25 protein-coding genes are annotated in these 25,216 nt (G+C 66.1%); 14 read left to right on the top strand and 11 right to left on the bottom strand.

Going from position 1 to position 25,216, the window contains the following annotated elements; all coding sequences use genetic code 11:
- The first annotated feature begins 142 nt into the window (after positions 1-142).
- The 3 genes from ACSQ3P_RS28255 to ACSQ3P_RS28245 all read left to right on the top strand — a co-directional run bounded on the left by ACSQ3P_RS28255 (position 143) and on the right by ACSQ3P_RS28245 (position 3,782).
- Complete coding sequence (locus tag ACSQ3P_RS28255) at positions 143-1,741, top strand: ABC transporter substrate-binding protein (RefSeq protein WP_436168772.1); 1,599 nt, start codon at positions 143-145, stop codon at positions 1,739-1,741.
- Positions 1,742-1,926: 185 nt separating this feature from the next.
- Complete coding sequence (locus ACSQ3P_RS28250) at positions 1,927-2,868, top strand: ABC transporter permease (protein ID WP_069690337.1); 942 nt, start codon at positions 1,927-1,929, stop codon at positions 2,866-2,868.
- Positions 2,869-2,942: 74 nt separating this feature from the next.
- Positions 2,943-3,782, top strand: coding sequence for an ABC transporter permease (locus ACSQ3P_RS28245; RefSeq protein ID WP_436168813.1), 840 nt, complete (start codon positions 2,943-2,945; stop codon positions 3,780-3,782).
- 148 nt (positions 3,783-3,930) lie between these two features.
- Here the strand turns inward: ACSQ3P_RS28245 and ACSQ3P_RS28240 are convergent, their stop codons facing one another.
- Complete coding sequence (locus ACSQ3P_RS28240) at positions 3,931-4,230, bottom strand: DUF718 domain-containing protein (protein WP_436168771.1); 300 nt, start codon at positions 4,228-4,230, stop codon at positions 3,931-3,933.
- 164 nt (positions 4,231-4,394) lie between these two features.
- Here ACSQ3P_RS28240 and ACSQ3P_RS28235 point away from each other — a divergent pair, with 164 nt between their 5' ends.
- The 6 genes from ACSQ3P_RS28235 to ACSQ3P_RS28210 all read left to right on the top strand — a co-directional run bounded on the left by ACSQ3P_RS28235 (position 4,395) and on the right by ACSQ3P_RS28210 (position 9,356).
- Complete coding sequence (locus ACSQ3P_RS28235; RefSeq protein WP_436168770.1) at positions 4,395-5,330, top strand: N-carbamoyl-D-amino-acid hydrolase; 936 nt, start codon at positions 4,395-4,397, stop codon at positions 5,328-5,330.
- 164 nt (positions 5,331-5,494) lie between these two features.
- Positions 5,495-6,658: an amidohydrolase/deacetylase family metallohydrolase gene (locus tag ACSQ3P_RS28230; protein ID WP_436168769.1), complete on the top strand. Its 1,164-nt coding sequence runs from the start codon at positions 5,495-5,497 to the stop codon at positions 6,656-6,658.
- 227 nt (positions 6,659-6,885) lie between these two features.
- On the top strand, positions 6,886-7,197 hold the full coding sequence (locus ACSQ3P_RS28225) for a hypothetical protein (RefSeq protein ID WP_436168768.1): 312 nt from the start codon (positions 6,886-6,888) through the stop codon (positions 7,195-7,197).
- 133 nt (positions 7,198-7,330) lie between these two features.
- Entirely contained in the window at positions 7,331-7,828 is a 498-nt protein-coding gene (locus ACSQ3P_RS28220; protein ID WP_436168767.1) for a GNAT family N-acetyltransferase, read from the top strand.
- Positions 7,825-8,283, top strand: coding sequence for a RidA family protein (locus ACSQ3P_RS28215; RefSeq protein ID WP_436168766.1), 459 nt, complete (start codon positions 7,825-7,827; stop codon positions 8,281-8,283). Before ACSQ3P_RS28220 ends, ACSQ3P_RS28215 begins: the two co-directional genes overlap by 4 nt.
- Positions 8,280-9,356: a D-TA family PLP-dependent enzyme gene (locus tag ACSQ3P_RS28210; protein WP_436168765.1), complete on the top strand. Its 1,077-nt coding sequence runs from the start codon at positions 8,280-8,282 to the stop codon at positions 9,354-9,356. The genes ACSQ3P_RS28215 and ACSQ3P_RS28210 overlap by 4 nt, the downstream gene beginning before the upstream one ends.
- A 54-nt stretch (positions 9,357-9,410) precedes the next feature.
- Here the strand turns inward: ACSQ3P_RS28210 and ACSQ3P_RS28205 are convergent, their stop codons facing one another.
- The 3 genes from ACSQ3P_RS28205 to ACSQ3P_RS28195 form a co-directional block, all read right to left on the bottom strand.
- Entirely contained in the window at positions 9,411-9,926 is a 516-nt protein-coding gene (locus ACSQ3P_RS28205) for a DUF2345 domain-containing protein (protein WP_436168764.1), read from the bottom strand.
- 144 nt (positions 9,927-10,070) lie between these two features.
- Positions 10,071-10,601 (bottom strand): chromate transporter, encoded by a 531-nt coding sequence (locus tag ACSQ3P_RS28200; RefSeq protein WP_436168763.1) that lies wholly within the window; start codon positions 10,599-10,601, stop codon positions 10,071-10,073.
- Complete coding sequence (locus tag ACSQ3P_RS28195; RefSeq protein WP_436168762.1) at positions 10,598-11,185, bottom strand: chromate transporter; 588 nt, start codon at positions 11,183-11,185, stop codon at positions 10,598-10,600. Before ACSQ3P_RS28195 ends, ACSQ3P_RS28200 begins: the two co-directional genes overlap by 4 nt.
- Positions 11,186-11,302: 117 nt before the next feature.
- Between ACSQ3P_RS28195 and ACSQ3P_RS28190 the strand changes: the two genes are divergently transcribed.
- Entirely contained in the window at positions 11,303-12,235 is a 933-nt protein-coding gene (locus tag ACSQ3P_RS28190; RefSeq protein WP_436168761.1) for a LysR family transcriptional regulator, read from the top strand.
- 180 nt (positions 12,236-12,415) lie between these two features.
- On the opposite strand, the gene ACSQ3P_RS28185 is transcribed toward ACSQ3P_RS28190, so the two are convergent.
- The 5 genes from ACSQ3P_RS28185 to ACSQ3P_RS28165 all read right to left on the bottom strand — a co-directional run bounded on the left by ACSQ3P_RS28185 (position 12,416) and on the right by ACSQ3P_RS28165 (position 18,413).
- On the bottom strand, positions 12,416-13,144 hold the full coding sequence (locus tag ACSQ3P_RS28185; RefSeq protein ID WP_436168760.1) for a DUF1028 domain-containing protein: 729 nt from the start codon (positions 13,142-13,144) through the stop codon (positions 12,416-12,418).
- A 13-nt stretch (positions 13,145-13,157) separates the two neighbouring features.
- Positions 13,158-14,957, bottom strand: a complete 1,800-nt coding sequence (locus tag ACSQ3P_RS28180; RefSeq protein WP_436168759.1) for a gamma-glutamyltransferase family protein — start codon at positions 14,955-14,957, stop codon at positions 13,158-13,160.
- 18 nt (positions 14,958-14,975) lie between these two features.
- Positions 14,976-15,866 carry an ABC transporter permease gene (locus ACSQ3P_RS28175; protein ID WP_436168758.1) on the bottom strand — a complete coding sequence of 297 codons (891 nt, stop codon included), beginning with the start codon at positions 15,864-15,866 and terminating at the stop codon, positions 14,976-14,978.
- Positions 15,866-16,810: an ABC transporter permease gene (locus tag ACSQ3P_RS28170; RefSeq protein WP_436168757.1), complete on the bottom strand. Its 945-nt coding sequence runs from the start codon at positions 16,808-16,810 to the stop codon at positions 15,866-15,868. Before ACSQ3P_RS28170 ends, ACSQ3P_RS28175 begins: the two co-directional genes overlap by 1 nt.
- Before the next feature lie 97 nt (positions 16,811-16,907).
- Positions 16,908-18,413: an ABC transporter substrate-binding protein gene (locus ACSQ3P_RS28165; protein ID WP_436168756.1), complete on the bottom strand. Its 1,506-nt coding sequence runs from the start codon at positions 18,411-18,413 to the stop codon at positions 16,908-16,910.
- Between the two features lie 392 nt (positions 18,414-18,805).
- On the opposite strand from ACSQ3P_RS28165, the gene otnK reads away from it, so the two are divergent.
- From otnK to ACSQ3P_RS28150, 3 genes are all read left to right on the top strand, one after another.
- A complete protein-coding gene (gene otnK / locus ACSQ3P_RS28160; RefSeq protein ID WP_436168755.1) occupies positions 18,806-20,086 on the top strand; it encodes a 3-oxo-tetronate kinase in 1,281 nt (426 codons plus the stop codon).
- A 108-nt stretch (positions 20,087-20,194) separates the two neighbouring features.
- Positions 20,195-21,526 (top strand): malonyl-CoA decarboxylase, encoded by a 1,332-nt coding sequence (locus tag ACSQ3P_RS28155; RefSeq protein WP_436168754.1) that lies wholly within the window; start codon positions 20,195-20,197, stop codon positions 21,524-21,526.
- 39 nt (positions 21,527-21,565) lie between these two features.
- Complete coding sequence (locus ACSQ3P_RS28150) at positions 21,566-23,113, top strand: malonate--CoA ligase (RefSeq protein WP_436168753.1); 1,548 nt, start codon at positions 21,566-21,568, stop codon at positions 23,111-23,113.
- A 44-nt stretch (positions 23,114-23,157) separates the two neighbouring features.
- On the opposite strand, the gene ACSQ3P_RS28145 is transcribed toward ACSQ3P_RS28150, so the two are convergent.
- Both ACSQ3P_RS28145 and ACSQ3P_RS28140 read right to left on the bottom strand, forming a co-directional pair.
- Positions 23,158-23,922, bottom strand: coding sequence for an MBL fold metallo-hydrolase (locus tag ACSQ3P_RS28145; RefSeq protein WP_436168752.1), 765 nt, complete (start codon positions 23,920-23,922; stop codon positions 23,158-23,160).
- Positions 23,923-24,034: 112 nt separating this feature from the next.
- Positions 24,035-24,625 carry an NADPH-dependent FMN reductase gene (locus tag ACSQ3P_RS28140; protein WP_436168751.1) on the bottom strand — a complete coding sequence of 197 codons (591 nt, stop codon included), beginning with the start codon at positions 24,623-24,625 and terminating at the stop codon, positions 24,035-24,037.
- Between the two features lie 74 nt (positions 24,626-24,699).
- Between ACSQ3P_RS28140 and soxR the strand changes: the two genes are divergently transcribed.
- Positions 24,700-25,158 (top strand): redox-sensitive transcriptional activator SoxR, encoded by a 459-nt coding sequence (soxR, locus tag ACSQ3P_RS28135; protein ID WP_436168750.1) that lies wholly within the window; start codon positions 24,700-24,702, stop codon positions 25,156-25,158.
- Positions 25,159-25,216: the final 58 nt, after the last annotated feature.

The raw sequence follows: 25,216 nt of genomic DNA, 5'->3' as shown, positions 1-25,216 counted from the left end.
CAGTCCCGTTTGGCACGAAGTCTGCAAGCTGCCCGCCGGCCAAGAAGGGCCGGTCAAGCGTGTTGTCAGCGCAGAAGTTTTCTGCCCAAACTCGCGCCAAGGTCGCCCGCGCAGAGGTTGCCGTTTCAGGGGAGAGTGAGTGATGGACCGCAGGACATTTTTGAAGACCGCCGCGGGGACGGGCGCCCTGGCCGCCTCCGGTGGATTGGCCATGCCGGCCCTGGCGCAAAGCGCGGCAGCCAAGACCCTGCGCTTCGTGCCGCAGGCCAACCTCGCCAATTTCGATCCCATCTGGGGCACGCAATATGTCGTGCGCAACGCGGCCGCCCTGGTCTGGGACACGGTCTATGGCATCGATTCGAAGTTTCAGCCGCAGCGCCAGATGGTCGAGTCGGAGACCGTCTCCGCCGACGGGCTGGTCTGGACCTTCAAGCTGCGCCCGGGTCTCAAATTCCATGACGGCGCGCCGGTTACCTCCAAGGACGTCGTCCAGAGCCTGAAGCGCTGGCAGGCCCGCGACCCGATGGGCCTGATGATCAAGGCGATCGAGGTCGAGCTCGCTCCGGTCGACGACATGAGCTGGAAGTGGACGCTCAGCAAGCCGTACCCGAAGATGCTGCTGGCGCTGGGCAAGAACAACGCGCCCTGCACCTTCATCATGCCCGAGCGCATCGCCAAGACCGATCCGTTCCAGCAGATCACCGAATATATCGGTTCGGGTCCGATGAAGTTCGTGCGCAATGAATGGGTGCCCGGCGCCAAGGCGGTGTTCGAGAAGTTCACCGATTACGTGCCGCGCTCGGAGCCGGCCGACTGGCTCGCCGGCGGCAAGAAGATCCTGGTCGACAGGATCGAATGGGTGATCATCCCCGATCCGGCGACGGCCTCGGCTGCGCTGCAGAACGGCGAGGTCGACTGGTGGGAGACCCCGCTGTCGGACCTCGTGCCGGTGCTCAAGGCCAACAAGAACGTCAAGGTCGATATCGGCGATCCGCTCGGCAATATCGGCGCCTTCCGCATGAACCATCTCTTCCCGCCCTTCAACAATGTGAAGGTGCGCCGCGCGGTGATGACCGCGCTGAATCAGGAAGACTACATGCGCTCGATCGTCGGCGACGACGACAAGCTCTGGAAGAACTTGCCGAGCTATTTCACCCCCGGCACGCCGCTCTACACTGAGGAGGGTGGCGACATCCTGAAGCAGCGCAACGTCGCCGCGGCCAAGAAGCTGCTGGCCGAATCCGGCTATAATGGCGAGCCCGTGGTCTGCGTCGTCGCGCAGGACATGGCCGCCACAAAGTCGATGGGCGACGTCACCGCCGAACTGCTCAAGAGCATCGGCATGAAGGTCGATTTCGTCGCCACCGACTGGGGCACCGTCGGCGCTCGCCGCGCCCAGAAGACGCCTCCCGGCCAGGGCGGCTGGAGCATGTTCCACACCTGGCATGCCGGCGCCGACTGCATCAATCCCGCCGCCTACACCGCCATCCGCGCCAATGGCGACAAGGCCTGGTTCGGCTGGCCCAATATCCCGGCTGTCGAGACCGAGGTGACCAACTGGTTCGACGCCAAGGACGTGGCCGAGGAGAAGGCCGCCATCGCCAAGCTCAACAAGGCAGCGATGGAGGAGGTCGTCTACGCCCCGACCGGCTTCTATCTCGGCTACCAGGCCTGGCGGTCGAATCTCTCCGGCGTCACCAGCGGGCCGCTGCCCTTCTTCTGGGGCGTGTCGAAGGCCTGATGGCGGGGGGCAGCTTTCGTGGCTGCCCCGGTCCACCCCGGACGAGCGGCGAAGCTGCGCCGGGATCTATCGCAGAGTGCCGGAGCTCCCCGAGGGACCCCGGCACTCCCCTGGACATGAGCCGCCGGAATGGCGGTTCGCGTTGAAACAGTTCTGATCGACCATAACCAAGGCTAAGCGCCAGAATGCTCGCTTTCATCGTCAGACGGATCATCACGACCATACCCGTGATGGGTTTCGTCGCCCTGTTCGTCTTCTCGCTGCTTTACATCGCGCCGGGCGACCCCGCCGCGGTGATCGCCGGCGACCAGGCCTCGCCGGCCGATGTCGAGAAGATCCGGGCTAGTCTGGGTCTCGACCGACCCTATCTCATTCGCTTCGGCGAATGGTTCTACCATGTGCTCCAGGGCGATCTCGGCACCTCGATCTTCACATCGCTGCCGGTGACGCAGCTCATCGCCCAGCGCATCGAGCCGACGGTCTCGCTGATGCTGCTGACGCTGGTCTTCGCGGTCGTCGTCGCCGTGCCGATGGGCGTGATCGCGGCCTGGAAGGCCGGCACCTGGATCGACCGCTGCGTCGTCGGCTTTGCCGTGTTCGGCTTCTCGGTGCCGGTCTTCGTCGTCGGCTACATGCTCGCCTATGTCTTCGCGCTGAAGCTCGATTGGGTGCCGGTGCAGGGCTACACGCCGATCTCGCAGGGCATCTGGCCCTGGTTCAAGAACCTGATCCTGCCCTCGATCACGCTCGGCTTCGTCTATATCGCGCTGATCGCGCGCATCACCCGGGCGACCATGCTCGAAGTGCTGCAGCAGGATTACGTCCGCACCGCCAGCGCCAAGGGCGTCGAGCAGCGCAACGTGCTCTTCGTGCACGCGCTCAAGAATGCGGCGGTTCCGGTGATCACGATCATCGGCATCGGCGTGGCGCTCCTGATCGGCGGCGCCGTCGTCACCGAGAGCGTCTTCGCCATTCCGGGGCTGGGGCGGCTGACGCTGGATGCGATCCTGCGTCGCGACTACCCGGTGATCCAGGGCGTCGTGCTGATCTTCTCCTTCGTCTACGTCCTGGTGAACCTGCTCGTGGACCTCATCTACACTCTGGTCGATCCGAGGATACGGTATTGACAGCTCAATCCAACACCATCGCCGCACCGCTTGCGGCTCCCGCCGGCAGCGAACCTGTTTCGCCGCCCGAGTCTATCTTGTCGCCCAAGAAGCGCTCCTATCTGCGCAAGCACCCTGCCGTCACGGTCGGCGGCATCCTGCTGCTGATGATGATCCTGATCGCGATCTTCGCGCCCTTGCTGTGGACCGTCGATCCGACCGCGATCTCGACCTCGCGCCGGACGCGCGTGCCCTCCGAGCTCTACTGGTTCGGCACCGACATGCTCGGGCGCGACATCTATTCGCGCGTCACCTATGGCGCGCGGGTCTCGCTGCTGGTCGGCTTCAGCGTGGCGTTCCTGGCCTCCGTCATCGGGCTGGCGGTCGGTCTCTTCGCCGGCTTCGTGCGCTGGGCCGACGGCATCGTCATGCGCATCATCGACGGCATGATGTCGATCCCGCCGATCCTGCTCGCCATCGCGCTGATGGCGCTGACGCGGGGCTCGGTGCAGAACGTCATCATCGCCATCACCATCGCCGAGATCCCGCGCGTCGCCCGCCTGGTGCGCAGCGTCGTGCTCTCCTTGCGCGAGCAGCCCTATGTCGAGGCGGCGATCTCGCAGGGCGCGCGCGTGCCGCGCATCATCTTCCGCCACATCCTGCCCAACACCATCGCTCCGATGATGGTGCAGGCGACCTATATCTGCGCCAGCGCCATGATCGTCGAGGCGATCCTGTCCTTCATCGGCGCGGGCGTGCCGCCCTCCACCCCGTCCTGGGGCAACATCATGGCCGAGGGCAGGGCGCTCTGGCAGGTCAGGCCGCATATCATCTTCTTCCCGGCGCTGTTCCTCTCGATCACCGTTCTCGCGGTCAACCTGCTCGGCGACGGCTTGCGCGACTCCCTCGACCCGCGGCTGGCCAAAAGCCTGTGACCGGGGAGAGCCTGTGACCGAGCGCCGCGCGACGGTCGCGACACATGCGCCGATGGCGTGGCCGGCCATTCCCGCATGGCGAGGGCGCGCGGCGACGCGGCTGCGCGACCCTCGCGCAGCCTGCGCCCGAGTACAGCGCGCGTCGCGGTCAGGCGTTGAGGTCGACCACCTCGTCCCCGGACACCGCATCGGTGACGCCAAGGCCGCCGCCGAGATCCTCCAATGTGTCGCGAAAGCTGTTGAGCGTCGCGATCATCTCGGGGCGCGCGGCCTTGATCGCCGCGGCATCGGCCCATTCGCCGATCAGGCAATAGGAGCGGTCGCCGGTTTTGATGATGTGCCCGTTGACGAGCCCGGGCCACTGCGCCTTGCCGTCGCGATGAGCTGCGAGAAACCCCTCGTCCTGGCCCGGCTTGACGCGGAATCTGACGACGTTGAACGTGGTCATGGCTCTGGTCCTCCCGCCGCGCGAGCGCCAGGCGGCGGTTTGGAGCCGCGCGGGTCGGCAGCAAACGGAGGCTACCGTTACGTCACGCGCGGCGCAATATGCGTTCTCGCGGCGTCCCGATCGCTGAGGCCCGCCAAAATGGACCGACGGAAAACTCTGCTGCCATGACCCGTATCCTGACTGTCGCCGCAGCCCAGCTCGGGCCGATCCAGCGTGGCGAGAGCCGCGCTTCAGCCGTTGCCCGCATGATCGAGCTGATGCGCCAGGCCAAGGGCCATGGCGCCGATCTCGTGGTTTATCCCGAGGCCGCGCTGACCGCCTTCTTTCCGCATTGGTGGATCGAGGACGAGGACGAGATCGACAGCTATTTCGAGAGCGCGATGCCCGGCAACGAGACCGCGCCGCTCTTCGCCGAAGCCCAGCGCCTCGGCATAGGCTTCCATCTAGGCTATTGCGAGCTTGCCTTCGAGGAGGGCCGCAAGCGCCGCTTCAACACCGCGATCCTGGTCGACAAGACCGGCGCGATCGTCGGCAAGTACCGCAAGATCCATCTGCCCGGCCATCCCGAGCATCGTCCCGACGCGCCGTTCCAGAATCTGGAGAAGCGCTATTTCGAGACCGGCAATCTCGGCTGGCCGGTCTGGCGCGCGCTGGATGCCAATCTCGGCATGATGATCTGCAATGATCGGCGCTGGCCCGAGAGCTATCGATCGATGGGCCTGCAGGATGTCGAGCTGATCGTGCTCGGCTACAACACGCCCAAGCACAACCCGCCGGCCCCCGACCATGATCGGCTCGGCAACTTCCACAACCAGCTCGTGATGCAGGCCGGCGCCTACCAGAACGCGAGCTGGGTCGTCGGCGTCGCCAAGGCGGGGCTGGAGGCAGGTGTCGACCAGATCGGCGGCTCCTGCATCATCGCGCCGACCGGCGAGGTCGTGGCGCAGGCCGTGACCGAGGGCGACGAACTCGTGATCGCCCGCTGCGACATGGATCTCGGCAAGAGCTACAAGAATTCAACCTTCAACTTCGCCAGGCATCGCGAACCGCAGGCCTATGGGCTCATCGTCGAGCGCAAGGGTGCTGTGGGGCCAGTGTGATGGCTGCACGATTTCCAACGTGTCATCCTGAGCGACCGAAAGGTCGTTCCGAGATTCGTTATGCGGCTCAGCGCCCGACGATGGATTCCGGTGCTCCGCTTCGCTCCAGCCTGGATGACGGCGCTCTATCTCCTTTGTGTCGAACGTGAAGGCCTGCAACTGAAATGACCCATGATCTCATCCTCAAGGGCGGTCGTGTCATCGACCCCTCGCAGAAGCATGACGGCGTGCTCGATGTCGCCTTCACCGACGGCAAGGTCTCCGGCTTCGGCAAGGATCTGAAGGGCGCCAAGGAGGTCCGCGACGTCTCCGGCTACATCGTCACGCCGGGCCTGATCGATCTGCATACCCATGTCTATTGGGGCGGCACCTCGCTCGGCATCGACGCCGACGAATTCTGCCGGGCCTCCGGCGTCACCACCTCGGTCGACACCGGCTCGGCTGGCCCCGGCAACTGGCCCGGCTTCCGCAAGCATGTCATCGAGAGGAGCCAGGCCCGCATCCTGGCCTATCTCCACGTCTCGCATGCCGGCATCTACGGCTTCGACCACCGCGTCATGGTCGGCGAGAGTGGCGATCTGCGCCTGATGAACCCGATCGACGCCGTCGCGGTCGCCGACGCCAATCGCGACCTGATCGTCGGCATCAAGGTTCGCGTCGGCCTGCACGCCTCGGGCGATCAGGGCACGGTGCCGCTCAACATCGCGCTGCAGGTCGCCAACGAAGTCGGCATGCCATTGATGTGCCATATCGACCATCCGCCTCCGTCCTATGAGGAGGTGGTGAACATGCTGCGGCCGGGCGATGTGCTCACCCACGCCTTCCGCCCCTTCCCGAACGCGCCCTGCACGGCGCAGGGCACGGTCAAGCCTGAGGTGCTGGCCGCCCGCAAGCGCGGCGTCATCTTCGACATCGGCCATGGCAAGGGTTCGTTCTCGTTCAAGACGACGCGCGCCATGCTGGCCAACGGTTTTGAGCCGGATGTGATCTCCTCGGACGTGCACAAGCTCTGCATCGACGGCCCGGCCTATGACCAGGTCACCACCATGTCGAAGTTCCTGCTCATGGGCATGAGCCTGAACAACGTCATCGCCGCCTCGACCGTGAATGCGGCCATGGCGCTGAAGCGGCCCGAATACGGTTCGCTCAAGGTCGGCTCGCTCGGCGACGCGACGATCCTGACCGTCAAGGAAGGCAAGTTCGACTATGCCGACGTCACCGGCGAGCACATGACCGGCGACAAGAAGATCGTCTCCGAGGGCGTGGTGCTGAAGGGCGCCTGGTGGCACCCCAAGCGCACGAACAAGTTCAAGAAAGTCGCGGCCTGAGCGCGGGCTCTCGTCGCGGCACATCGAGAGCGTTTGCGCGGAGAAAACGCGTTAAAACAAAGCGCAGGAGCTGTTGAACGATCCAATTGGATCGAAAACGGCTCCAGAGCATTGCGCTCTTTCACATTCGGACAGTTCCGTCCGAATGCGACGTGATCTATGGGTGTAACGTCTCTCGGAGCCGACGGAGGATTCTGATGCTAAGGAATCGAAGTGGCCTTGCTGTCGTGACCCTGTTTCTGTTGTCCTCCCCGGCCGGGGCGGACGACCTTGATGTTCTGCAAGGGAAATTTGCGTTCAACTGGCATGCAAATCCTGGTCGCCAGAAATGCGTCAAGGTGGCGGGGCCGTTGCTGACCAGTTTCAAATCGACCGGGTATCGTTGTGATCTGACCGCGCAATCGAATACCTCCTCCGGTGCAAGCGCCCGCACATGCACCGAGGTGAAAGCTCAAAATCCAAAAGAATATCTGGTTTTCGACACGCTGCGAGCCTGCGAGCGCGAGCGGAAGACACAAGAGTCGAATGGCGAAGGTTGATTTGCCTCTCTGCGAGGAGAAGGCGCCCTTCGGCCGGACTGCATGCGTTTTCAGCGCGAGGGCCGTTCTTGCGCCGGTCTGAGTCCGTCTTCGGTGTCGGGTGACCCAGCCGTTCCCACGACGCTGGCGGGTGATGACGGCCGCCGACCTGCCTTCCGTCCTGGCGGTCGCAGCGCAGGTTCATCCCGGCTATCCCGAGGACGAAGCTGTCTTCGCCGAGCGCCTCGGACTTTCCGCGCAGGGCTGCCTCTGCCTGGAGGAGAGCGGTCGCGTCGGCGGCTATGTTGTGAGCCATCCCTGGCTGCTCGGCCAGGTTCCGGCGCTCAACAGCCTGCTCGGCGCGCTGCCCGATTCGGCCGACACCTATTACATCCACGATCTCGCTCTGCTGCCGCAGCTGCGCGGCAGCGGCGCGGCCAATGAAATCGTCGCGCAGCTGGTACAGCTTGCGCGCGGAGCGGGCTTCGCCAGCCTGGCGCTGGCCGCCGTCAACGGCTCGGCCGGCTTCTGGCGGCGTCACGGCTTTCGCGAGACGCATGACGCATCGCTTGATCGCAAGCTCGCGAGCTACGACGATGCGGCCCGCTACATGGTCCGCGATCTTGCGACCGACGAGGGGAAACCAGAATGAGTGCCGAAGACAAGCTGAAGGAGTTGGGACTGACGCTGCCCGACGTGCCGACGCCGGTCGCCACCTATGTCAGCTTCAAGCAGGTCGGCGACATCGTCTACCTCTCCGGCCAGGGCCCGAAGCGGGCGGACGGCACCTATCCGACCGGCAAGGTCGGCAAGGACGTCACGATCGAGGAAGCCTATGAGCACGCCAAGCAGACCGGCCTCGGCCTGCTCGCGGCGATGAAGAAGGCGACTGGCTCGCTCGACAAGGTCGAGGTCATCAAGCTGCTCGGCATGGTCAACGGCGCGCCGGATTTTGCTGATCAGCCCAAGGTCATCAATGGCTGCTCGGACCTGTTCGTGGCGGTGCTCGGCGAGCGCGGCCGCCATGCCCGCTCGGCCGTGGGCATGGGCTCGCTGCCGAACAATATGACGGTCGAGATCGAAGTGATCATCAAGGTGCTGCCATGACCGCGCTGGCCGAGGAAATCGCCCGCGTCTACGGCACGCCGGCCGTCGTCATCGACCTCGACAAGGTCGAGGCCAATATCGCCCGGCTCCAGGCCGTCTGCGATGCGAAGGGCGTCGCCAACCGCCCCCATATCAAGACGCATAAATCGCCCGAGCTCGCCCGCCTCCAGGTCGAGGCCGGGGCGCGCGGCATCACCTGCCAGAAGCTCGGCGAAGCCGAGATCATGGCCGATGGCGGCATCGACGACATCATGATCAGCTACAACATCCTCGGCGAGGAGAAGCTCGGCCGGCTGGGCGCGTTGCAGCGGCGCGTCCGCATGATCGTCGCGGCCGATAATCCGGTCACCATCGCCGGCCTGCCGAAGGCGGCCGAGATCGCCGGCCGCAATCTCGAAGTGGTGGTCGAATGCGACACCGGTCGCAAGCGCGCCGGCGTCGAGACGCCGGGCGAGGCCGTGGAGCTCGCCAAGCTGATCGCGGGCTCCAAGGGCCTGACCTTTGCGGGTTTCCTGATGTACCCGCCCGAGGATGGCTGGGAGCGCACGCAGATCTTCCTCGACACGGCCAATGCCGGCCTGCGTGAGGCGGGGCTGGAGGCCGGCATCGTCTCGACCGGCGGCTCGCCCAACATCCCCAATATCGGCAAGCTCAAGGGCGCGACCGAGCACCGCTCCGGCACCTCGATCTTCAACGACCGCATGCAGGTCGCCGCCGGGGTGGCGACGCTGGAGGATTGCGCGCTTTCAGTCTACGCCACGGTGGTGAGCCGGGCCGGGCCTGAGCGCGGCATCCTCGATTCCGGCTCGAAGACGCTGACCAGCGACACAGGCGGCCTCGACGGCCATGGCTACATCCTGGAATATCCGGCGGCGAGGATCGCGAAATTCGCCGAGGAACACGGCTTCCTCGACCTAGCGGCCAGCAATGAGCGGCCCAATGTCGGCGAGGTCGTGCGCATCATCCCCAACCATGTCTGCGTGGTGGTGAACATGGTCGACCGCTTGATCACCGTGCGCGGCGACAAGCTCATCGGTGAAATGCCGGTGGCGGCGCGCGGCAAGCTCACCTGAGCGCGGCGCAAGCTTACTTGATCGCGGCGTTTGTGCATCTGGTCCTGTTGAACCTCAGTTCTGCAGGACCTTCGCGCCTTTGATCACGACATCGCCGCTGCCCTTGACGTCGATCTTGCCGCTGCCCTTGATGTCGATGTCCCTACCTTGGATCCTGATCGAGCCATCCTTCTTCATGTCGATCTCGGCGTCGCCGGCCTTCAGCGCCACTTGGTCGCCGGCGGTGATGGAGAACTTCTTTCCGATGCTGACATCGGCATCCTTCATCAGCGACGCGCTCAGTGTGTAGCCTGCCAGCGAGATGGCGTGAGAGCCTGCGATGGTGATCGCCGCGGCTGCCCTGACATCGAGGGCGGCTGAGGTCTTGAGCGAAAGAGAGGAGCTGGCGCTGATCGTGGTCGCGCCGCCTGAGGTGACCTGCACCGCGCCTCCCGCCGTGATGCTGAGCGAGCCGTCTGTCCGGATCTTCAGGCCGGACGGGCTGACGTCGATCACCTGCCGCAGTGCCTGCAGCTGGGCTTCGAGGCTCGCGATCCTGCGGGCGAGCATGTCGCTTTCGCCAGGTGCCATTGCTCTGTTCCTTCCCCATGCGATGCCCGGCGCCTTGGGTGTGCCGGCCGAGACCGCCGGTTCAATCGCGCCAGAGTGGCGGTCGCTTGTCAATCTTCCGGATGCCGCGCGTTCCAGGCTGCCGCATCGTCGGTGCAGAGCCGGTCAGATCTGTCCGACGCCGCTGAGCCCGACCAGGGCGCCGAAGGCGAGCAGCAGCAGCGGGTGCAGGCGCGTCGTCAATGCGGCGATGGCGCAGGCGGCGACGATCGCAGCCAGGATCCATTGATGGGCCGAGGCCTGGGTGATGACCGCTGCGCTCGCCGTGACGAGGCCGACTGTCATCGGCACCAGCCCGGCCTGCACGATGCGGCGCCAGGGCCGGTCCTTGAAGCGCTCCCAGAGCTGCATGGCGATACCCGTCAGCAGGGATGAGGGGCCGAATTTCGCCAGCGTGGTGACGAGGACGCCGGGCCAGCTCGCGACATGCCAGCCGACCAGCGGCACGATCATCATGTTGGGCCCAGGCGCCGCCTGGGCGAGGGCGAACATCGCCCCGAATTGCTGCGCCGTCATCCAGTGATGGATCTCGACAACCTGCCTTTGCATCTCCGGCAGGATGGTGTTGCCGCCGCCGAAGGCGAGCAGCGAAAGCTGCGTGAAGATCAGCGCCAGCGCGATCAGGACCGAACTCATGGGGTGTTCTCCCCTTTGTCGAGCTTCCAGCTGGCGAGCACGCTGATCGGCGCCAGGACCAGCATCGTCGCAAGCAGCGGCAAGCGCAGGATCGCGATGGCGAGGAAGCAGAGCAGGGCGATCGCGATGCCGACGGGTTTGCGGCGCAAGGGCAGGGCTATCTTCACGGCCATGGCGACGAGCAGGCCGGCAGCGGCCGCCGCCAGCCCGGCGAAGAGATGGCGGATATGTGGATCGTCCTGGTAGTGGTCGTAGAGGATGCCGAGCCCGATCACGATCGCCGTGGGCGCCGCGATCAGGCCCAGCAGCGCGGCGAGCGCCCCAAGCTGGCCGCGAAATTTCAGGCCGATCGCCACTGACATATTGATGATGTTCCCGCCCGGCAGGAACTGGCAGAGGCCGAGCAGGTCGGTGAACTCCTTGCCGCTCATCCAGCGGCGCTGCTCGACGACCATGGTCCGGGCCAGCGGCAGGACCCCGCCGAAACCGATCAGGCCGAGGAAGAGAAAGCCGCTGAAAAGCTCGGTGACGGTCGGTTTCGTGTGGGCGATTTCGGGATCTGCGAGGCTGGCTGGCGTGCTCATCGTCTGTTCCAGGCCGTCCATCGGAGAGGACCGGGAGGGCCAGCGCATCCATATGCTTTCAAGGACCGTGCGTCTAATATATGAAATACGCATGATCCATACTTACAGGATATGGCTATGATCGAACTGCGCCATTTCCGCTATTTCGTGGCGGTCGCCGAGGAAGGCCATGTGACGCGGGCCGCGGCGCGCCTGGGGATCCAGCAGCCACCGCTCAGCCAGCAGATCCGCGCGCTGGAGAGGGAAGTCGGCGCGCAATTGTTCCGACGCCTGCCGCGCGGCGTCGAACTCACCGATGCCGGGCGCACGCTGCTGGAGAAGGCGAGGCTCGTCCTCTCCGATGTCGACCTGGCGCTCGATGCCGCGCGGCGTACGGCGCGGGGCGAGCAGGGTCAGCTCGTCATCGGCTTCACCAGCTCGGCCGCGTTTCATCCGCTGGTGGCGTCGGTGGTGCGCTTGCTGCGCCAGACCGCGCCGGGCGTCACCTTGGCGCTCCGCGAGGGCAATACCAGCGATCTGATCGGGGAATTGCGTTCCGAACGGCTCGATGCGGCCTTCGTCCGCTCGCCGGTCGAGCGCCCGGTCGGGCTTGTGGTCGAGCCGCTGCTGGCCGAGGACATGCTGGTCGCGCTGCCCGACCAGCACGCGATCGCAGAACGCCTCGCAAGGCGCGCGCGCGGGGGGATGCTGGAGGGGCGTATCGCTCTGGCCGAACTGGCTGAAGAGACCTTCATCCTCTATCGGCGTCCCTCGGGCCCGGGCCTCTATGACAGCATCATCGCCGCCTGCCGCGCCGCCGGGTTCAGCCCGCGGATCGGTCAGGAAGCCCCGCAGATGGTGTCGACGCTGAGCCTCGTCGCCGCCGGCCTGGGCGTCTCGGTCATTCCCGCATCGATGGCGCGTCTCGAGACGAACGGCATCGCCTATGCCCGTCTCGATGACCTGCCCCGGCTGACCGCGCCGCTGCATCTGGCCTATCGCGAGGAAAAGCCGTCCGGTGCGCTGGAACGCTTCATCGACTGCGTCAGGCGCAGCGGCGACGTGATCTAGGTTTCAGTACCTTCCACGCCGTCATTGCGAGCACAGCGAAGCAATCCAGGGGGACGTCGAGCTCTGCCGCTCCTGGATTGCTTCGTCGCTTTGCTCCTCGCAATGACGGTGTGGTTCAGGCCAAAACCACCCCCCGGAGCCTTGCGCGAAAAGCGCGATCGAGCGTCGGCACGGCCGGCGTCAGCCTTCCGGATGCCGCGCGTTCCAGGCTGCCGCATAGTCGGTGCAGAGCCGGTCGAGCTCGACGCGGTCGGTGACGCCGGCCGGGCGGGCACGCGAGGGCGATGCCTGCTGGAAGGGCACATAGCGCTGATGCGCGATGCGCCAGAGCCGGCGCAACTCGGCGAGCGGATCGGCATGGTCGTCGACGCGGATGTCGAAGCTCGGCATCGGCTCGCCCGCCCAGATGCGGATGGCGCAGGATTGCCGCCCGCGCTTGTCGCCGCCGGCCTTCTCGCCGGCCTCGAGCGCGACCAGCAGGCGTTCGTCGAAATCGAGCGCCGACGCCGCGATATAGGCCTTCAGCGTCTCCTCGATCACTTGCGGCCCGGCCAGCATGTTGCCGGCAACGGAGATCTGCGGCCCATGCACCGCCCCGCACCAGTCGATGCAGGCCGAGCCGGTATGGGCGGCGATCTTGCCCTCGCGGTCGATCAGATGGAGCTGGCGATGCGCGCGGCCGTCATCGGCGGCCGTCAGCGTCGCGATGATCTCGACGGCGGAGCGGCCCTCCTGCAGCAGCCGGAGGCCGTCGACCCCGTAGAGCGGGTTGACGAAGGCTTGCGTCGCGATCGCCCCGATGCGTCCGCCGCCATAAGGCACGCGTGAACCCACGGCGAAGGCGCAGGTCGAGACGGCGACGCCATAGGAGCCGGTGGCGGCGTCACGGGCGACGATGGACCATGTCATGCGTGCAGCCCCTTCAGCGTCCGGCAGCGTAGGCTTGCATCAGACGCGGGGTGGCCGCCGCGCGCAAGAGGCCGTTGCGGCTCTTCTCGGCGGCGGTCAGGCGCCCGACCGTCCAGGCCGGGGCGCGCTCCAAGGCGTGGCCACGCCGGACGAGGTCGGCGAGCGTCGCCTCGCCGATGCTCTCCTCGACCATCAGATGCCCCGGCCGCGCCTCGCGCGGATAGAAGGAGGAGGGGAAGTGCTGGGTGTGGAACAGCGGCAGGTCGATCGCCTCCTGCAGGTTGAGGCCGTGATGCACCCGGCGCAGGAACATGCCGAGCTGCCACTGCTCCTGCTGGTCGCCGCCCGGCGTGCCGAAGACGAGGCGCGGTTCGCCATTCTCGAAGGCGAGCGTCGGCGTCAGCGTCGTGCGCGGCCGCTTGAATGGGGCGAGCGAGGCGGGCAACCCTTCTTCCAGCCAGAACGCCTGCGCCCGCGAATTCAGCGGGAAGCCGAGCGAAGGGATCACTGGTGAGGATTGCAGCCAGCCGCCCGAAGGCGTCGCGGCGATCATGTTGCCCCATTTGTCGATGACGTCGATATGGACCGTGTCGCCGCGCCGCCCGGCTGCGACCATCGAGGCCATGGTCGGCTCGCCGACGCTGGCGCCGCCCTTGCCCGACTGGCCGGCGATGCGGATGCCGGCAAGCATGCGCCCGACCTGGTCCTCGTATCCGGGGACCGTGCCGGGCCGCAATTCATGCGAGGCCTGCTCGCCGATCAGCTTGCGCCGGCCGCTCGCATAATCCTCGGAGAGCAGCGTCGCGAGCGGCACCTTCACGAAATCCGGGTCGCCGTAATAAGCCTCGCGGTCGGCGAAGCCGAGCTTCATCGCCTCCGTGACATGGTGGACGAATTCCGGGCTCGTCGGCCCCATCCCGGCGATATCGAGGCCCTCCAGGATCTTCAGCGTCTGCAGGAAGACGGGCCCCTGGCCCCAGGGGCCGATCTTGAAGACCTCCCAGCCATGATAGGTCACGCTCGCCGGTGTCTCGTAGCTCGGCTGCCAGCGCGCCATGTCGTCGGCAGTGAGCAGGCCCTTATGGCGGCGGCCCGACGAATCCATCGCCTCCGTCGTGCGGCAGAACTTGTCCATCGCCTCGGCGACGAAGCCTTTGTACCAGGCGTCATAGGCCGCCTGGATCTGCTCCTGCCGGTCGGAGCCGGCGGCTTCGGCCTCGCTCAGGAGGCGCTTATAGGTGTCGGCGGCGGCCTGGTTGCGGAAGAGCTCCTTGGCCTTGGGCACATTGCCGCCGGGCAGATAGACTGCGCCCGATGTCGGCCATTCCCCGGTGAAGAGCTCGGTCAGTTCCGCGATCGAGTGCGAGACGCGCGGCAGCATCGGGTGGCCGTTCTCGAAATAGCCGATCGCGGGTTCGAGCACCTCGCGCAGCGTCAGGCGGCCATGGTCGCGCAGCAGCGTCATCCAGCCGCCGAAGGCGCCGGGCACCACGGTCGAGAGCAGGCCTGAGCCCGGGATGAGGTCGAGCCCGAGCGCCTTGAAAGCCTCGATCGTCGCGGCCTCGGGAGCAGGCCCCTGTGCGCAGAGAACCTCGACCTTCTTCTTTTCGGCCGAGTAGAACACGGCCGGCATGTCGCCGGCGGGGCCGACGAGGTGCGGCTCCACCACCTGCAGCACGAAAGCCGCCGCCGCGCAGGCGTCGAACGCGTTGCCGCCCTTTTCCAGCATCGCCATGCCCGAGGCGGTGGCGAGCCAGTGCGTCGAGGTGACGACACCGAAGGTGCCGAGGATTTCTGGGCGGGTGGTGAACATGAGGCTAGTCCTTGGAGGTCAGTTTTCTTTAGGATCGAGCGCGTCGCGCAGGCCGTCGCCGAGCAGGTTGAAGCCGAGCACGGCCAGGAAGATGGCGATGCCGGGCGCGACCGACATCCAGGGCGCCTGCTCCATGAAGTTCTTGGCGACGTTGAGCATCTGGCCCCAGGACGGCGAGGGCGGCTGCTGGCCGAGGCCGAGGAAGGAAAGCGAGGCTTCCAGGATGATCGCCTGCGCCATGAACAATGTCGACTGCACCACGATGGGCGACATCGTGTTGGGCAGCACATGCACGAACATGAGGCGCAGGTCGCGCGCGCCCACGGCCCGCGCCCCTTCGACGAAATCCTCCGCCTTCACGCTCATCACCTGTCCGCGCACCAGCCGGATGAAGATCGGCACGGCCGAGAGGCCGATCGCGATCATCGCATTGGTCAGCGAGGGGCCAAGGATTGCGGCAAAGGCGATCGCCAGGATCAGGAAGGGGCAGGCGAGCATCGCCTCGGTCACGCGCGAGATCGCGATGTCGATCCAGCCGCCATACCAGCCCGAGAGCAGGCCGAAGGGGATGCCGATGGCAAGCGCGATCAGGACGGAGACGATGCCGGCAAGCAGCGAGGTCTGCGCCCCGTAGAACAGGCGCGAGACCTGGTCGCGGCCAAGCTCGTCCGTGCCGAACCAGTGGAGCTCCGAGGGCGGCTTGCGGATGGCGAGGAAGTTGGACTTCAGCGGGTCGGCGAGCGGCAGGAGCGGGGCGAGCAGCGCCATCAGCACGAAGACGAGCACGATCGCGCCGCCGATCAGCGCCGAGCGGTTGCGCAGGAGCTTGGCGAGCGCGCTGCGGCGCGGACGCGGAGCGGGCTCATTGACGCCGGCAGGCGCTGCCGTCTCGAGGATCACATCCGCCATCAGCCGCTCCTCAGGCGCGGGTTGACGAGGACATAAAGCACATCGGCCAGGAGGTTCATCAGGATGAAGCCGATCGCGGTGCAAAGCACGACGCCCTGGACCACGCCATAGTCGCGGTTGAACACGGCGTCGATGATCAGCTTGCCGAAGCCCGGGATGGTGAAGACCTGCTCGGTCAGGACCGCGCCGGCGAGCAATTCGCCGAAGAGCAGCGTCGAGAGCGTGATGATCGGCACCAGCGCATTGCGCAGCGCATGCCGGTTCACCACCGTATCCTCGTCGAGGCCCTTGGCGCGGGCGGTGCGGACATAGTCGGAGCGCAGGACTTCGAGCATCGCCGAGCGGGTATGGCGCATGATGAAGGCGGCCAGCCCGCCGCCGAGCACGAAGGCCGGCATGATCAGGCGCTCGATCGAGGCTTTCGGATCGACGAAGATCGATTCGAAGCCCGAGGCCGGCAGCCATTTCAATTCGACCGAGACCACCAGGATCAGCATGATCCCGAGCCAGAAATGCGGGACCGACAGGCCAAACAGCGCGACCGCGCTCGCCGCATAATCGGCCAGCGTGTCCTTGCGCCGCGCCGCGATGATGCCCGCCGGCAGGCCGATCCCGACCGCGACGATCATCGAGGCGACGGCGAGCTGCACGGTGACGCCGAGCTTTTGCCAGATCAGCCCGAGGACCGGTTCGCCAGTGCGCAGCGAGCGGCCGAAATCGCCCTGCACGACCTGGCCGAGCCAGGCGAAGAACTGCACCACGACCGGATCGTCGAGCCGGTAGAGATGGCGCAGTCTCGCGATCACCTCCGGGTCCCGTTCCTCGCCGGCGATGACGAGGAAGGGGTCGCCCGGCAGCGCCCGCTGCAGCGCGAACACGAACAGCGAGACCAGGAACAGCGTCGGCAGCGCGATCAGGACGCGGCGGCCGATCAGCGCGAGCATGGCTGCCCCAAAGGCGCGTCGTCATTCCGGACGGCCGCAGGTCGACGGCTGTGCTGCGTCCGGAATGACGCAGCGGTTGTTGGATCAGGAGAAGCCCTCACGAGCGCTTCAGCCCCGACAGGCGGATCATCCCGTCGGGGTTGATCACGAAGCCTTGGAGGTTCGCGCGCAGCGCGAAATAGCGCTTATCGTTATAGAGATAGATGATCGGCAACTCGTCCTGCAGGAATTTCTGAGCCGCGTCGTAGTGCTTCTTGCGTCCGGCAACGTCGTAGATCGTCCGGGCTTCGTCCAGGGCCTTGTCCACCTCGGCGTTGGAGTATTTGCCGTCGTTCTGGTTGCCCTTGGTCGTGACGAACTGGTGCAGATTTCCGTCCGGGTCGATCCGGCCAGACCAGCCGATCAGGCTCATCTGGAACTTGCCCTGCTGCTGATCGCGCAGCTGGCTGGCGAATTCGGTCGAGCGGACCTGCACGTCGATGCCGGCCTCCTGCGCCATCGCCTGGATGACCTGCCCGACCTGCGCCTGAACCGGGTTGTTGGTGACGAAGAGCTCGACGGAGACCTTCTCGTGCCCGGCTGCCTTGAGCAGTGCCTTGGCTTTGGCGACGTCGCGGGCCGGCACCGGGAATTCGGTGCTGAGATAGGGGTTGCCGGGGTTGAAGGGCTGGACCATCGGTTCGTAAAGGCCGTCGAACACCGCATCGTTTAGTACCTTGCGATCGATCGAGAGCGAGAGCGCCTGGCGCACACGCTTGTCCATGCCCATCGGTTGCTTGGCGCCGTCGCCATTATTGGTGTTGATGGTGATGCCCTGGTAGCCGAGATTGGCGACGCTCATGACCTTGATCGATTTGTCGGCTTGTGCCGATTTCACATCGGTCGGCGCGAGTCGCTCCAGGATATCCAGTTCGCCGGCGCGCAGATTCGCCAGCCGCACCGTGGTGTCGGGGATCGAGCGATAGATGATGCGGTCGAAATGGTAATTCGCCGCCTCCCAATGCTCCTTGAACTTCTCCAGCACGATGCGGTCGTTCTGGACGCGTTCGACGAATTTATAGGGGCCGGAACAGACCGGCTTGGTGGCGACGTCGCCGCTCAGGCTCTTGGGCGCCAGCATCATGCCGGCGCGGTCGGTGAGCTGGGCCAGGAGCGTCGCGTCAGGGCGCTTGAGCTTCATCACGATGGTCGAGGCGTCGGGCGTCTCGATGCTGTCGACCGAGGCGAGCTCGGATTTGCGCAGCGAGTCGGGCAGGGTCCGGGCGCGTTCGAGATTGGCCTTGGCGGCCTCCGCGTTGAAGACGTCGCCGTCATGGAATTTCGCGTCGGTCCTGAGCTTCATCGTCAGCGTCAGCCCGTCCGCCGAGAAGCTCCACTCGGTCGCGAGCCTCGGCACCAGCTTCAGCTCGGGCGTGATGTCGAGCAGCTTGTCGCAGAGCCCCTTGAAGACGATGCGGCCGACGAAGGTGCGCGCCTTGTGCGGGTCGAGCATGTCGGGGTCTTCCTGCAACCCGACGCGCAGGGTCGAAGGCGTTTGGGCCGCGACAGGGAGCGCCGCCAGCGCCAGCAGGCCGGCCGAGGCCAAGGTGGTCAGGAGCTTCATGCGGTGGTCCCCTCTCGTCTCGTTCGGTCTATGTCTTGTTCGGTCTCATGGCGCTCTCTTCCGTTCTGTCGCGAGCCGGGTTCTGATGACCTGTTGCATCGCGTCTGTGGTGAACGGTAGCGGCGCCTGATTTCGTTCCACTCGGTACTAGGCTGGCGCAATTTCGTCGCGGCGTCGATGGCTATCCTGTTGCCCGTGCCGCAATCCTGCATGCTTTTGCAGCGCGTCCTTGCATGCAAGTTGACGGCCAAGGAACCTGCCATGTCGAGGACACGCCATGCGCCCGCATCTGTCGCCTGAGCCGCGATCTCTGGTAACAACGCGGCAAGGATGGCGCGAAGCGCACCATGTTGTGACTTACCATGTTGTGATCTGGGAATGGAACGAAGCCGATGCTGCTGGGTGTGATCGCCGACGACATGACGGGCGCGACCGATGTCGCGCTGATGCTGAACCGCGCCGGCATGCGCACCGTCCAGGTCATCGGCGCGCCAAGCACCGGGGCATCTGGCGCCGGCGCATCGCTTCCCGATGCCGATGCGGTCGTCGTGGCGCTGAAATCGCGCACCAACCCGGTCGCTGAGGCGGTGGCGGATTCGCTTGCCGCCTGCGAGGCGCTGCTGGCGGCCGGCGCGAAGCAGATCCTGTTCAAATACTGCTCGACCTTCGATTCGACGGCGCAGGGCAATATCGGCCCGGTCGCGGATGCGCTGATGCGGCGGCTCGGCGCGGAGATGGCGATCATCTGCCCGGCCTTCCCCGCCAATGGCCGCTCGATCTACCAGGGTTATCTCTTCGTCGGCGCGGTGCCGCTGCATGAAAGCTCGATGAAGGACCATCCGCTGACGCCGATGCGCGATTCGAACCTGATGCGGTTGATGGGCGCGCAGACCAAGGCCCTGGTCGGCCATGTCGGCTATGCCACGGTGCTGGCGGGTGCTGAGGCTGTGAAGGCGCGTTTCGCTGCGCTGGCGGGGGAGGGCGCGCGTTATGTCGTGACCGATGCGCTGACCAATGACGACCTGATGGTGCTGGGCAAGGCCGTCGCCGGTCATGTCCTGCTGACCGGCGGCTCCGGCATCGCGATGGGCCTGCCGCAGAATTTCCGCGAGGCCGGGCTGCTGCGGCAGCGCGCCGCGCCTGTGAGCCTGAGCGCGCCGAAGGGCCGCGCTGGCATCATCTCCGGCAGCTGCTCGACGGCGACGCGCGGGCAGATCAAGGCGGCGGTCGCGGCGGGCTACCCCGCTTTGAAGGTCGACCCGCTGGCGCTCACCGCCGGCGCGCAGACGGCGGCGCTGCTTGCCGCCTGGGCGCTGGCGCAGCCGCAGGACAAGCCTTTCCTGCTCTATTCCAGTGATGATCCGGCCGAGGTCGCCGCGATCCAGGACAAGCTCGGTCGCGACAAGGCGGGCGAGACGGTCGAGCACGCCTTCGCCGAGACGGCGCGACTCCTCGCCAATGGCGGCGTCTCCAAGCTGCTCGTCGCCGGTGGCGAGACCTCCGGAGCCGTCGTCCAGGGGCTCGGCATCGGGACGCTGGAGATCGGCCCCGAGATCGATCCGGGCGTGCCCTGGACGCGCGTCGTTGCCGGTCCCGATCTCGTGATAGCGTTGAAATCCGGCAATTTCGGCACGCCCGACTTCTTCCTCAAGGCCTGGGCCTTGCTGGATTGAGGTTTTCGGTCCGATTTCGTTGCGGCGGCGCCATGACCGCGCCCCTCGCACGCGGTTCCGGTCCGGCGAAACTCGTATAGGATGCCTGGCGTTCAACTGGAGGTCCGCATGGACATGGCGTTTCTCGGAGACCTTCTGACCAGCGTGGCGGATCGCGGCCGGGCGCTGATCGGCTTCGAACGCTTTGCCGGGCGCAACCGGCCGATCGACCGGCTCTGCGAGGATCTGCTGTCGGGGCGTGGCGAAGCCTCGGGCATGGCGTTGGCGCAGGCGGTCCTGAACGCCTGGGAAGGGCTCGACCGGGAGGGCCGGCAGGCCTTCTTCATGATGCTCCAGGAGCGTTTCGGGCCGGATCAGGAGCGATTGGGCAAGGCGATCGAGGCCTATCGCAAGGAGCCCAGCACGGCTGCGATCGCCGCCCTGCATTTCGCCTCCGAACCGCGCCGGCAGGAATTGCTGCGCCGGCTCAACCTCGCTCCCGACGGCACGCATGTTCTGGTGCGGATGCGCGAGGCGCTGTTCGAGGCGATGGAGGCCGAGCCCGAGCTCAAGGCCGTCGACAGCGATTTCCGCCACCTCTTCGGCTCCTGGTTCAACCGCGGCTTCCTGGTCCTGCGCCGGATCGACTGGCGCTCCCCCGCCAATGTCCTGGAAAAGATCATCCGCTACGAGGCGGTGCACGAGATCCAGGGCTGGGACGATCTGCGCCGCAGGCTGGAGCCGGCCGACCGCCGCTGCTTCGCTTTCTTCCATCCGCAGCTCGTCGACGAGCCGTTGATCTTCGTCGAAGTCGCCCTGACCGGCGCGATTCCGCACAGCATCGGTGAGCTCCTGAGCGGCGAGCGCGAGGTGCTGTCCGCCCAGGCGGCGACGACGGCCGTGTTCTATTCGATCTCGAACTGCCAGGAGGGGTTGCGCGGCATCTCCTTCGGCAATTTCCTGATCAAGCAGGTGGCCGAGGACCTGAAGCGCGAATTGCCGGGGCTCGACACCTTCGTCACGCTCTCGCCGGTGCCGGGTTTCGCGCGCTGGCTCGACGGCATCATTGCCGATCCCGGAGATTTCCACCTGAGCAATGAGGAGCGCTCGGAGCTCGCGCGCCCGGCCAGCGAGACGGGCCTGCTCGACGATCCGGCCAAGGCAAGGCGCGACAAGCTGCTCGGCCAGATGGCGGCGCAATATCTGCTGCGGGCCCGCACGGCCTCGGGACGGGTCATCGATCCCGTGGCGCGCTTCCATCTCGGCAATGGCGCCAGGCTGGAGCGCATCAATGTCGGCGGCAACCTCTCGGCGCGCGGCTTGCGCGAAGCCCATGGCGTGATGGTCAATTATCGCTATGAGCTCGGCGATATCGAGACCAACCACGAAGCCTTCGCCACCCGCAACACGGTCGTCGCCTCCTCGGGCGTGCGCAAGCTGCTGCGGCCGGCCGCAAACTGAATTCCGACTGACCGGAAACGCCTGAAAGGACCCGAAATCATGGGCAACCACCTGTTCGACCTCGTCAGGTCGCGTATCCCCGCGCAGGCTGCGCCTTTTGCGACGCTCGATGACGGCCGCAGCTACAGCTATGCCGACATGGTCGCGGTCTCCTCCCGCTTCGCCAATGCGCTGGTCGGGCTTGGCGTGAAGCCCGGCGACCGCGTCGCGGTGCAGGTCGAGAAGAGCATCGAGGCCTTGATGCTCTATCTCGGCACGGTGCGCGCGGGCGCGATCTTCCTGCCGCTGAACACCGCCTATACCCCGGCCGAGATCGAGTATTTCCTCGGCGATGCCGAGCCTGCGGTCTTCGTCTGTGATCCCGCCAAGGCCGGGGCCCTGAGGCCTTATGCCGACAAGGCCGGTGCGAAGCTGGAGACGCTCGGCGTCTGGCGCTCAGCCGATGTCTCCGCCGGCACGCTCTCCGACAAGGCGCTCGCGGCTGCGACCGAGTTCGCCGATGTCGCGCGTGGGCCCGATGATCTCGCCGCGATCCTCTACACCTCGGGCACGACCGGGCGCTCCAAGGGCGCGATGCTGAGCCATGACAATCTGGCCTCGAACGCGCTGGCGCTGGTCGACTACTGGCGCTTCACCAAGGACGACGTGCTGCTGCACGCGCTGCCGATCTTCCACACGCATGGGCTCTTCGTCGCCACCAATGTCGTGCTGTTCTCGGGCAGCGCGATGATCCTGCTGCCGAAATTCGATCCGGACCAGGTCTTCAAATACCTGCCCCAGGCGAGCTGCATGATGGGCGTGCCGACCTTCTATGTTCGGCTGCTGCAGGATGCGCGCCTGACCAAGGCGGCGACCGCCCATATGCGCCTCTTCGTCTCCGGCTCGGCTCCCTTGCTCGCCGAGACCCACCGCGAATGGCGCGAGCGCACCGGCCACGCCATTCTCGAGCGCTACGGCATGACCGAGACCAATATGAACACCTCCAACCCCTATGAGGGCGAGCGGGTGGCGGGCACGGTTGGCTTCCCGCTGCCGGGCGTCTCGGCCCGCGTCACCGACCCCGAGACGGCCAAGGTGCTGGGCGCCGACGAGATCGGCATGATCGAGGTCAAGGGTCCCAACGTCTTCAAGGGCTATTGGCGCAACCCGGAGAAGACGGCGGCCGAGTTCCGCGCGGACGGCTTCTTCATCACCGGCGATCTCGGCAAGATCGACCCCGCCGGCTATGTCCACATCGTCGGGCGCGGCAAGGACCTGATCATCACCGGCGGCTACAATGTCTATCCCAAGGAGGTCGAGACCGAGATCGACGAGATGCAAGGCGTCGTCGAAAGCGCCGTCATCGGTTGCCCGCATCCCGATTTCGGCGAGGGCGTCACCGCCGTCGTGGTGGTCAAGCCCGGCGCGACGATCACCGCCGCCTCGATCGCCAAGACGTTGGAGCAGCGCCTAGCCAAGTTCAAATTGCCCAAGCAGGTCTTCATCGTCGACGACCTGCCGCGCAACACCATGGGCAAGGTCCAGAAGAACCTGCTGCGCGAGACCTATAAGGACATCTACGCCAGGCAGATGAAGGCGGGGGAGTAGCCCCCGCTCGCTCGCCCGGCATCGGGACCGCTCGGAACCATGCCTTAAGCCGCGACGCTGGCCCGCAGTTCGATCGTCTCGCCATCCTGCGGGATCAGCAGGCGCTCGCTGCCGATGCCGCGCGCCTGCGCGGCCTGCCGCAGGGCGGCGCGGCTGACCGTGGCGTGGTCGAGCGCTTCCATATGGGTCGCGATCACGGTCGCGCGCGGCGCCGCCTCGCAGAGGTCGAGCGTCTGCCCGGCATCCATCACGATCAGCGTGCCGTCCCAGAGCGCGCCGCAGGAATGCGTCACGATGATATCGGGGTCGGTCGCCTTCACGGCGTCGAGCAAGGGCGGGTAGAGCACGCTGTCGCCGCACCAGTAGAAGGCAGGCTCGCCCGGCGCCTCCAGGCCGAAGCCCATCACGGGCCCCATCGTCTCGACGACCGCACCGGTCCCGTGCTGGGCGGGATGCGATTTGAGGATGATCGGGCCGAGCCGGAGATAGCAGTCCAGCGGCGTGATCGCGCGGAAGCCGGCCTTGGCGATGGTCTCCTCGTCGCCGGCACGGCAGATCAGCGGCAGGTCCTTGGGCAGGCGCTCCTTGGCGACCTCGTCGAAATGGTCGGCATGCAGATGCGAGACGATGACGAGGTCGACCCCGGCGAGGATGTCCTCGATCGGCAGCGGCAGATCGACCATGGGATTGTTCGAACGGCCGGCGATGGAGCGCCGGCTGTGGCGCGCTCCAAGATCAGGATCGACGAGGATCGTCCTGCCGGCATAGCTGAGCTTGAGCGCGGCGTTGCGGAGAAGCTGAAGCTGCATTGTCGATCCTGGTTCCTGTGGCGATGACGGCATTGTCCCGTCATCGCCTGCCGGCAACCAGTTCGAATTTGTGCGGCTATGGCCACAGATCCGTGAAGTGACGGCGTTGGTTTCAGGCTGCGAATTGCCCGTAAGGCACGCTGTTTCGGGCGTTGCGCAGGGCTGTTGCCCACCAGTGCAATTGTGCCAGCATCAGTGCCATCGCCTTCTCCGGCTGGTCGGCATCCAAGAGCCTGCCCGACGCGTCGAAGCGGCTCCAGACATTGGCGAAGCAGACGCCGTCGCGGATCGTCATGGCGTGGAGCTCGGCGAAGACGAGGCGCAATTGCTCGACAGCGCGCAGGCCACCCGAGACGCCGCCATAGGAGACGAAGCCGACCGGCTTGCCGCGCCACTCTTCGCCGACCAGATCGATCAGGAACTTCAGCGCGGCGGTATAGCCGCGATTATATTCCGGCGTCGCGATGACGAAGCCGTCGGCATTGCCGATGCGCTGCTTGAGCGCCCGCACGGCGTCGTGCTCGCCGCGCTGATGCCGCTCTGGCAGGCCGAGCGTGGCCGGGTCGATGATGTCGAGTTCGAAGGGGCCGTCGCCTTCGATCTGCGCTGCGGCCCAGCCGGCGACCTTGTCGCAGAGGCGGCCTTCGCGGGTGCTGCCATAGATCAGCGCCAGCTTGATCCTGGGTTCGAGCCTGCGATGCATGGGGATGTGCTCCGGTTTGCGTGTCGGGAGCCTGCTGTATAAAACCTCAACTATAGTTTAGGTCAAGAGCGCAAATGGCAAACGGACATGCATCTCCCCTGGACGAATTGAGTGTCGGCGAGGTCGCACGCCGCACCGGGCTCGCCGTCTCCGCGATCCATTTCTATGAGGCGAAGGGCCTGATCCGCAGCAATCGCAGCGCCGGCAACCAGCGGCGCTATCCGCGCGAGGTCTTGCGGCGGGTTTCGATCATCAAGGTGGCGCAGCGCACCGGCATGCCGCTGAGGACGATCCGCGAGGCCTTCAAGGCGCTGCCGGCCGAGCGCACGCCGACAGTCGCCGACTGGGCGAAGCTGTCCTCGCTGTGGAAGGAGGAGCTGGAGCGGCGCATCGACCGGCTGACGCGGTTGCGCGACCACCTGACCGACTGCATCGGCTGCGGCTGTCTCTCGGTGAAGGGGTGCCCCTTGCACAATCCCTGGGACAGGCTGGCCGAGCAAGGGGCGGGGCCGCGCCTGCTCGATCCGGATTGAGCAGTGGCTCGTCATTCTGGGTCGCCGCATTGCGGCGCGACCTGAGAACCTCCTGAAA

It is taken from the genome of Allobosea sp. LjRoot9 (assembly GCF_964252745.1).
GTDB lineage: Bacteria > Pseudomonadota > Alphaproteobacteria > Rhizobiales > Beijerinckiaceae > Allobosea.
The sequence above is the reverse complement of the archived record's forward strand: the minus strand, read 5'-3'. Positions and strand labels throughout refer to the sequence as shown.

What these genes read in the sequence shown, in the direction of transcription:
- ACSQ3P_RS28255 (WP_436168772.1), top strand. Translation starts at nt 143, where the DNA reads ATGGACCGCAGGACATTTTTGAAGACCGCCGCGGGGACGGGCGCCCTG.
- ACSQ3P_RS28250 (WP_069690337.1), top strand. Translation starts at nt 1,927, where the DNA reads ATGCTCGCTTTCATCGTCAGACGGATCATCACGACCATACCCGTGATG.
- ACSQ3P_RS28240 (WP_436168771.1), bottom strand. Translation starts at nt 4,230, where the DNA reads ATGACCACGTTCAACGTCGTCAGATTCCGCGTCAAGCCGGGCCAGGAC.
- ACSQ3P_RS28235 (WP_436168770.1), top strand. Translation starts at nt 4,395, where the DNA reads ATGACCCGTATCCTGACTGTCGCCGCAGCCCAGCTCGGGCCGATCCAG.
- ACSQ3P_RS28230 (WP_436168769.1), top strand. Translation starts at nt 5,495, where the DNA reads ATGACCCATGATCTCATCCTCAAGGGCGGTCGTGTCATCGACCCCTCG.
- ACSQ3P_RS28220 (WP_436168767.1), top strand. Translation starts at nt 7,331, where the DNA reads ATGACGGCCGCCGACCTGCCTTCCGTCCTGGCGGTCGCAGCGCAGGTT.
- ACSQ3P_RS28215 (WP_436168766.1), top strand. Translation starts at nt 7,825, where the DNA reads ATGAGTGCCGAAGACAAGCTGAAGGAGTTGGGACTGACGCTGCCCGAC.
- ACSQ3P_RS28210 (WP_436168765.1), top strand. Translation starts at nt 8,280, where the DNA reads ATGACCGCGCTGGCCGAGGAAATCGCCCGCGTCTACGGCACGCCGGCC.
- ACSQ3P_RS28205 (WP_436168764.1), bottom strand. Translation starts at nt 9,926, where the DNA reads ATGGCACCTGGCGAAAGCGACATGCTCGCCCGCAGGATCGCGAGCCTC.
- ACSQ3P_RS28200 (WP_436168763.1), bottom strand. Translation starts at nt 10,601, where the DNA reads ATGAGTTCGGTCCTGATCGCGCTGGCGCTGATCTTCACGCAGCTTTCG.
- ACSQ3P_RS28195 (WP_436168762.1), bottom strand. Translation starts at nt 11,185, where the DNA reads ATGAGCACGCCAGCCAGCCTCGCAGATCCCGAAATCGCCCACACGAAA.
- ACSQ3P_RS28190 (WP_436168761.1), top strand. Translation starts at nt 11,303, where the DNA reads ATGATCGAACTGCGCCATTTCCGCTATTTCGTGGCGGTCGCCGAGGAA.
- ACSQ3P_RS28185 (WP_436168760.1), bottom strand. Translation starts at nt 13,144, where the DNA reads ATGACATGGTCCATCGTCGCCCGTGACGCCGCCACCGGCTCCTATGGC.
- ACSQ3P_RS28180 (WP_436168759.1), bottom strand. Translation starts at nt 14,957, where the DNA reads ATGTTCACCACCCGCCCAGAAATCCTCGGCACCTTCGGTGTCGTCACC.
- ACSQ3P_RS28175 (WP_436168758.1), bottom strand. Translation starts at nt 15,866, where the DNA reads ATGGCGGATGTGATCCTCGAGACGGCAGCGCCTGCCGGCGTCAATGAG.
- ACSQ3P_RS28170 (WP_436168757.1), bottom strand. Translation starts at nt 16,810, where the DNA reads ATGCTCGCGCTGATCGGCCGCCGCGTCCTGATCGCGCTGCCGACGCTG.
- ACSQ3P_RS28165 (WP_436168756.1), bottom strand. Translation starts at nt 18,413, where the DNA reads ATGAAGCTCCTGACCACCTTGGCCTCGGCCGGCCTGCTGGCGCTGGCG.
- otnK (WP_436168755.1), top strand. Translation starts at nt 18,806, where the DNA reads ATGCTGCTGGGTGTGATCGCCGACGACATGACGGGCGCGACCGATGTC.
- ACSQ3P_RS28155 (WP_436168754.1), top strand. Translation starts at nt 20,195, where the DNA reads ATGGACATGGCGTTTCTCGGAGACCTTCTGACCAGCGTGGCGGATCGC.
- ACSQ3P_RS28150 (WP_436168753.1), top strand. Translation starts at nt 21,566, where the DNA reads ATGGGCAACCACCTGTTCGACCTCGTCAGGTCGCGTATCCCCGCGCAG.
- ACSQ3P_RS28145 (WP_436168752.1), bottom strand. Translation starts at nt 23,922, where the DNA reads ATGCAGCTTCAGCTTCTCCGCAACGCCGCGCTCAAGCTCAGCTATGCC.
- ACSQ3P_RS28140 (WP_436168751.1), bottom strand. Translation starts at nt 24,625, where the DNA reads ATGCATCGCAGGCTCGAACCCAGGATCAAGCTGGCGCTGATCTATGGC.
- soxR (WP_436168750.1), top strand. Translation starts at nt 24,700, where the DNA reads ATGGCAAACGGACATGCATCTCCCCTGGACGAATTGAGTGTCGGCGAG.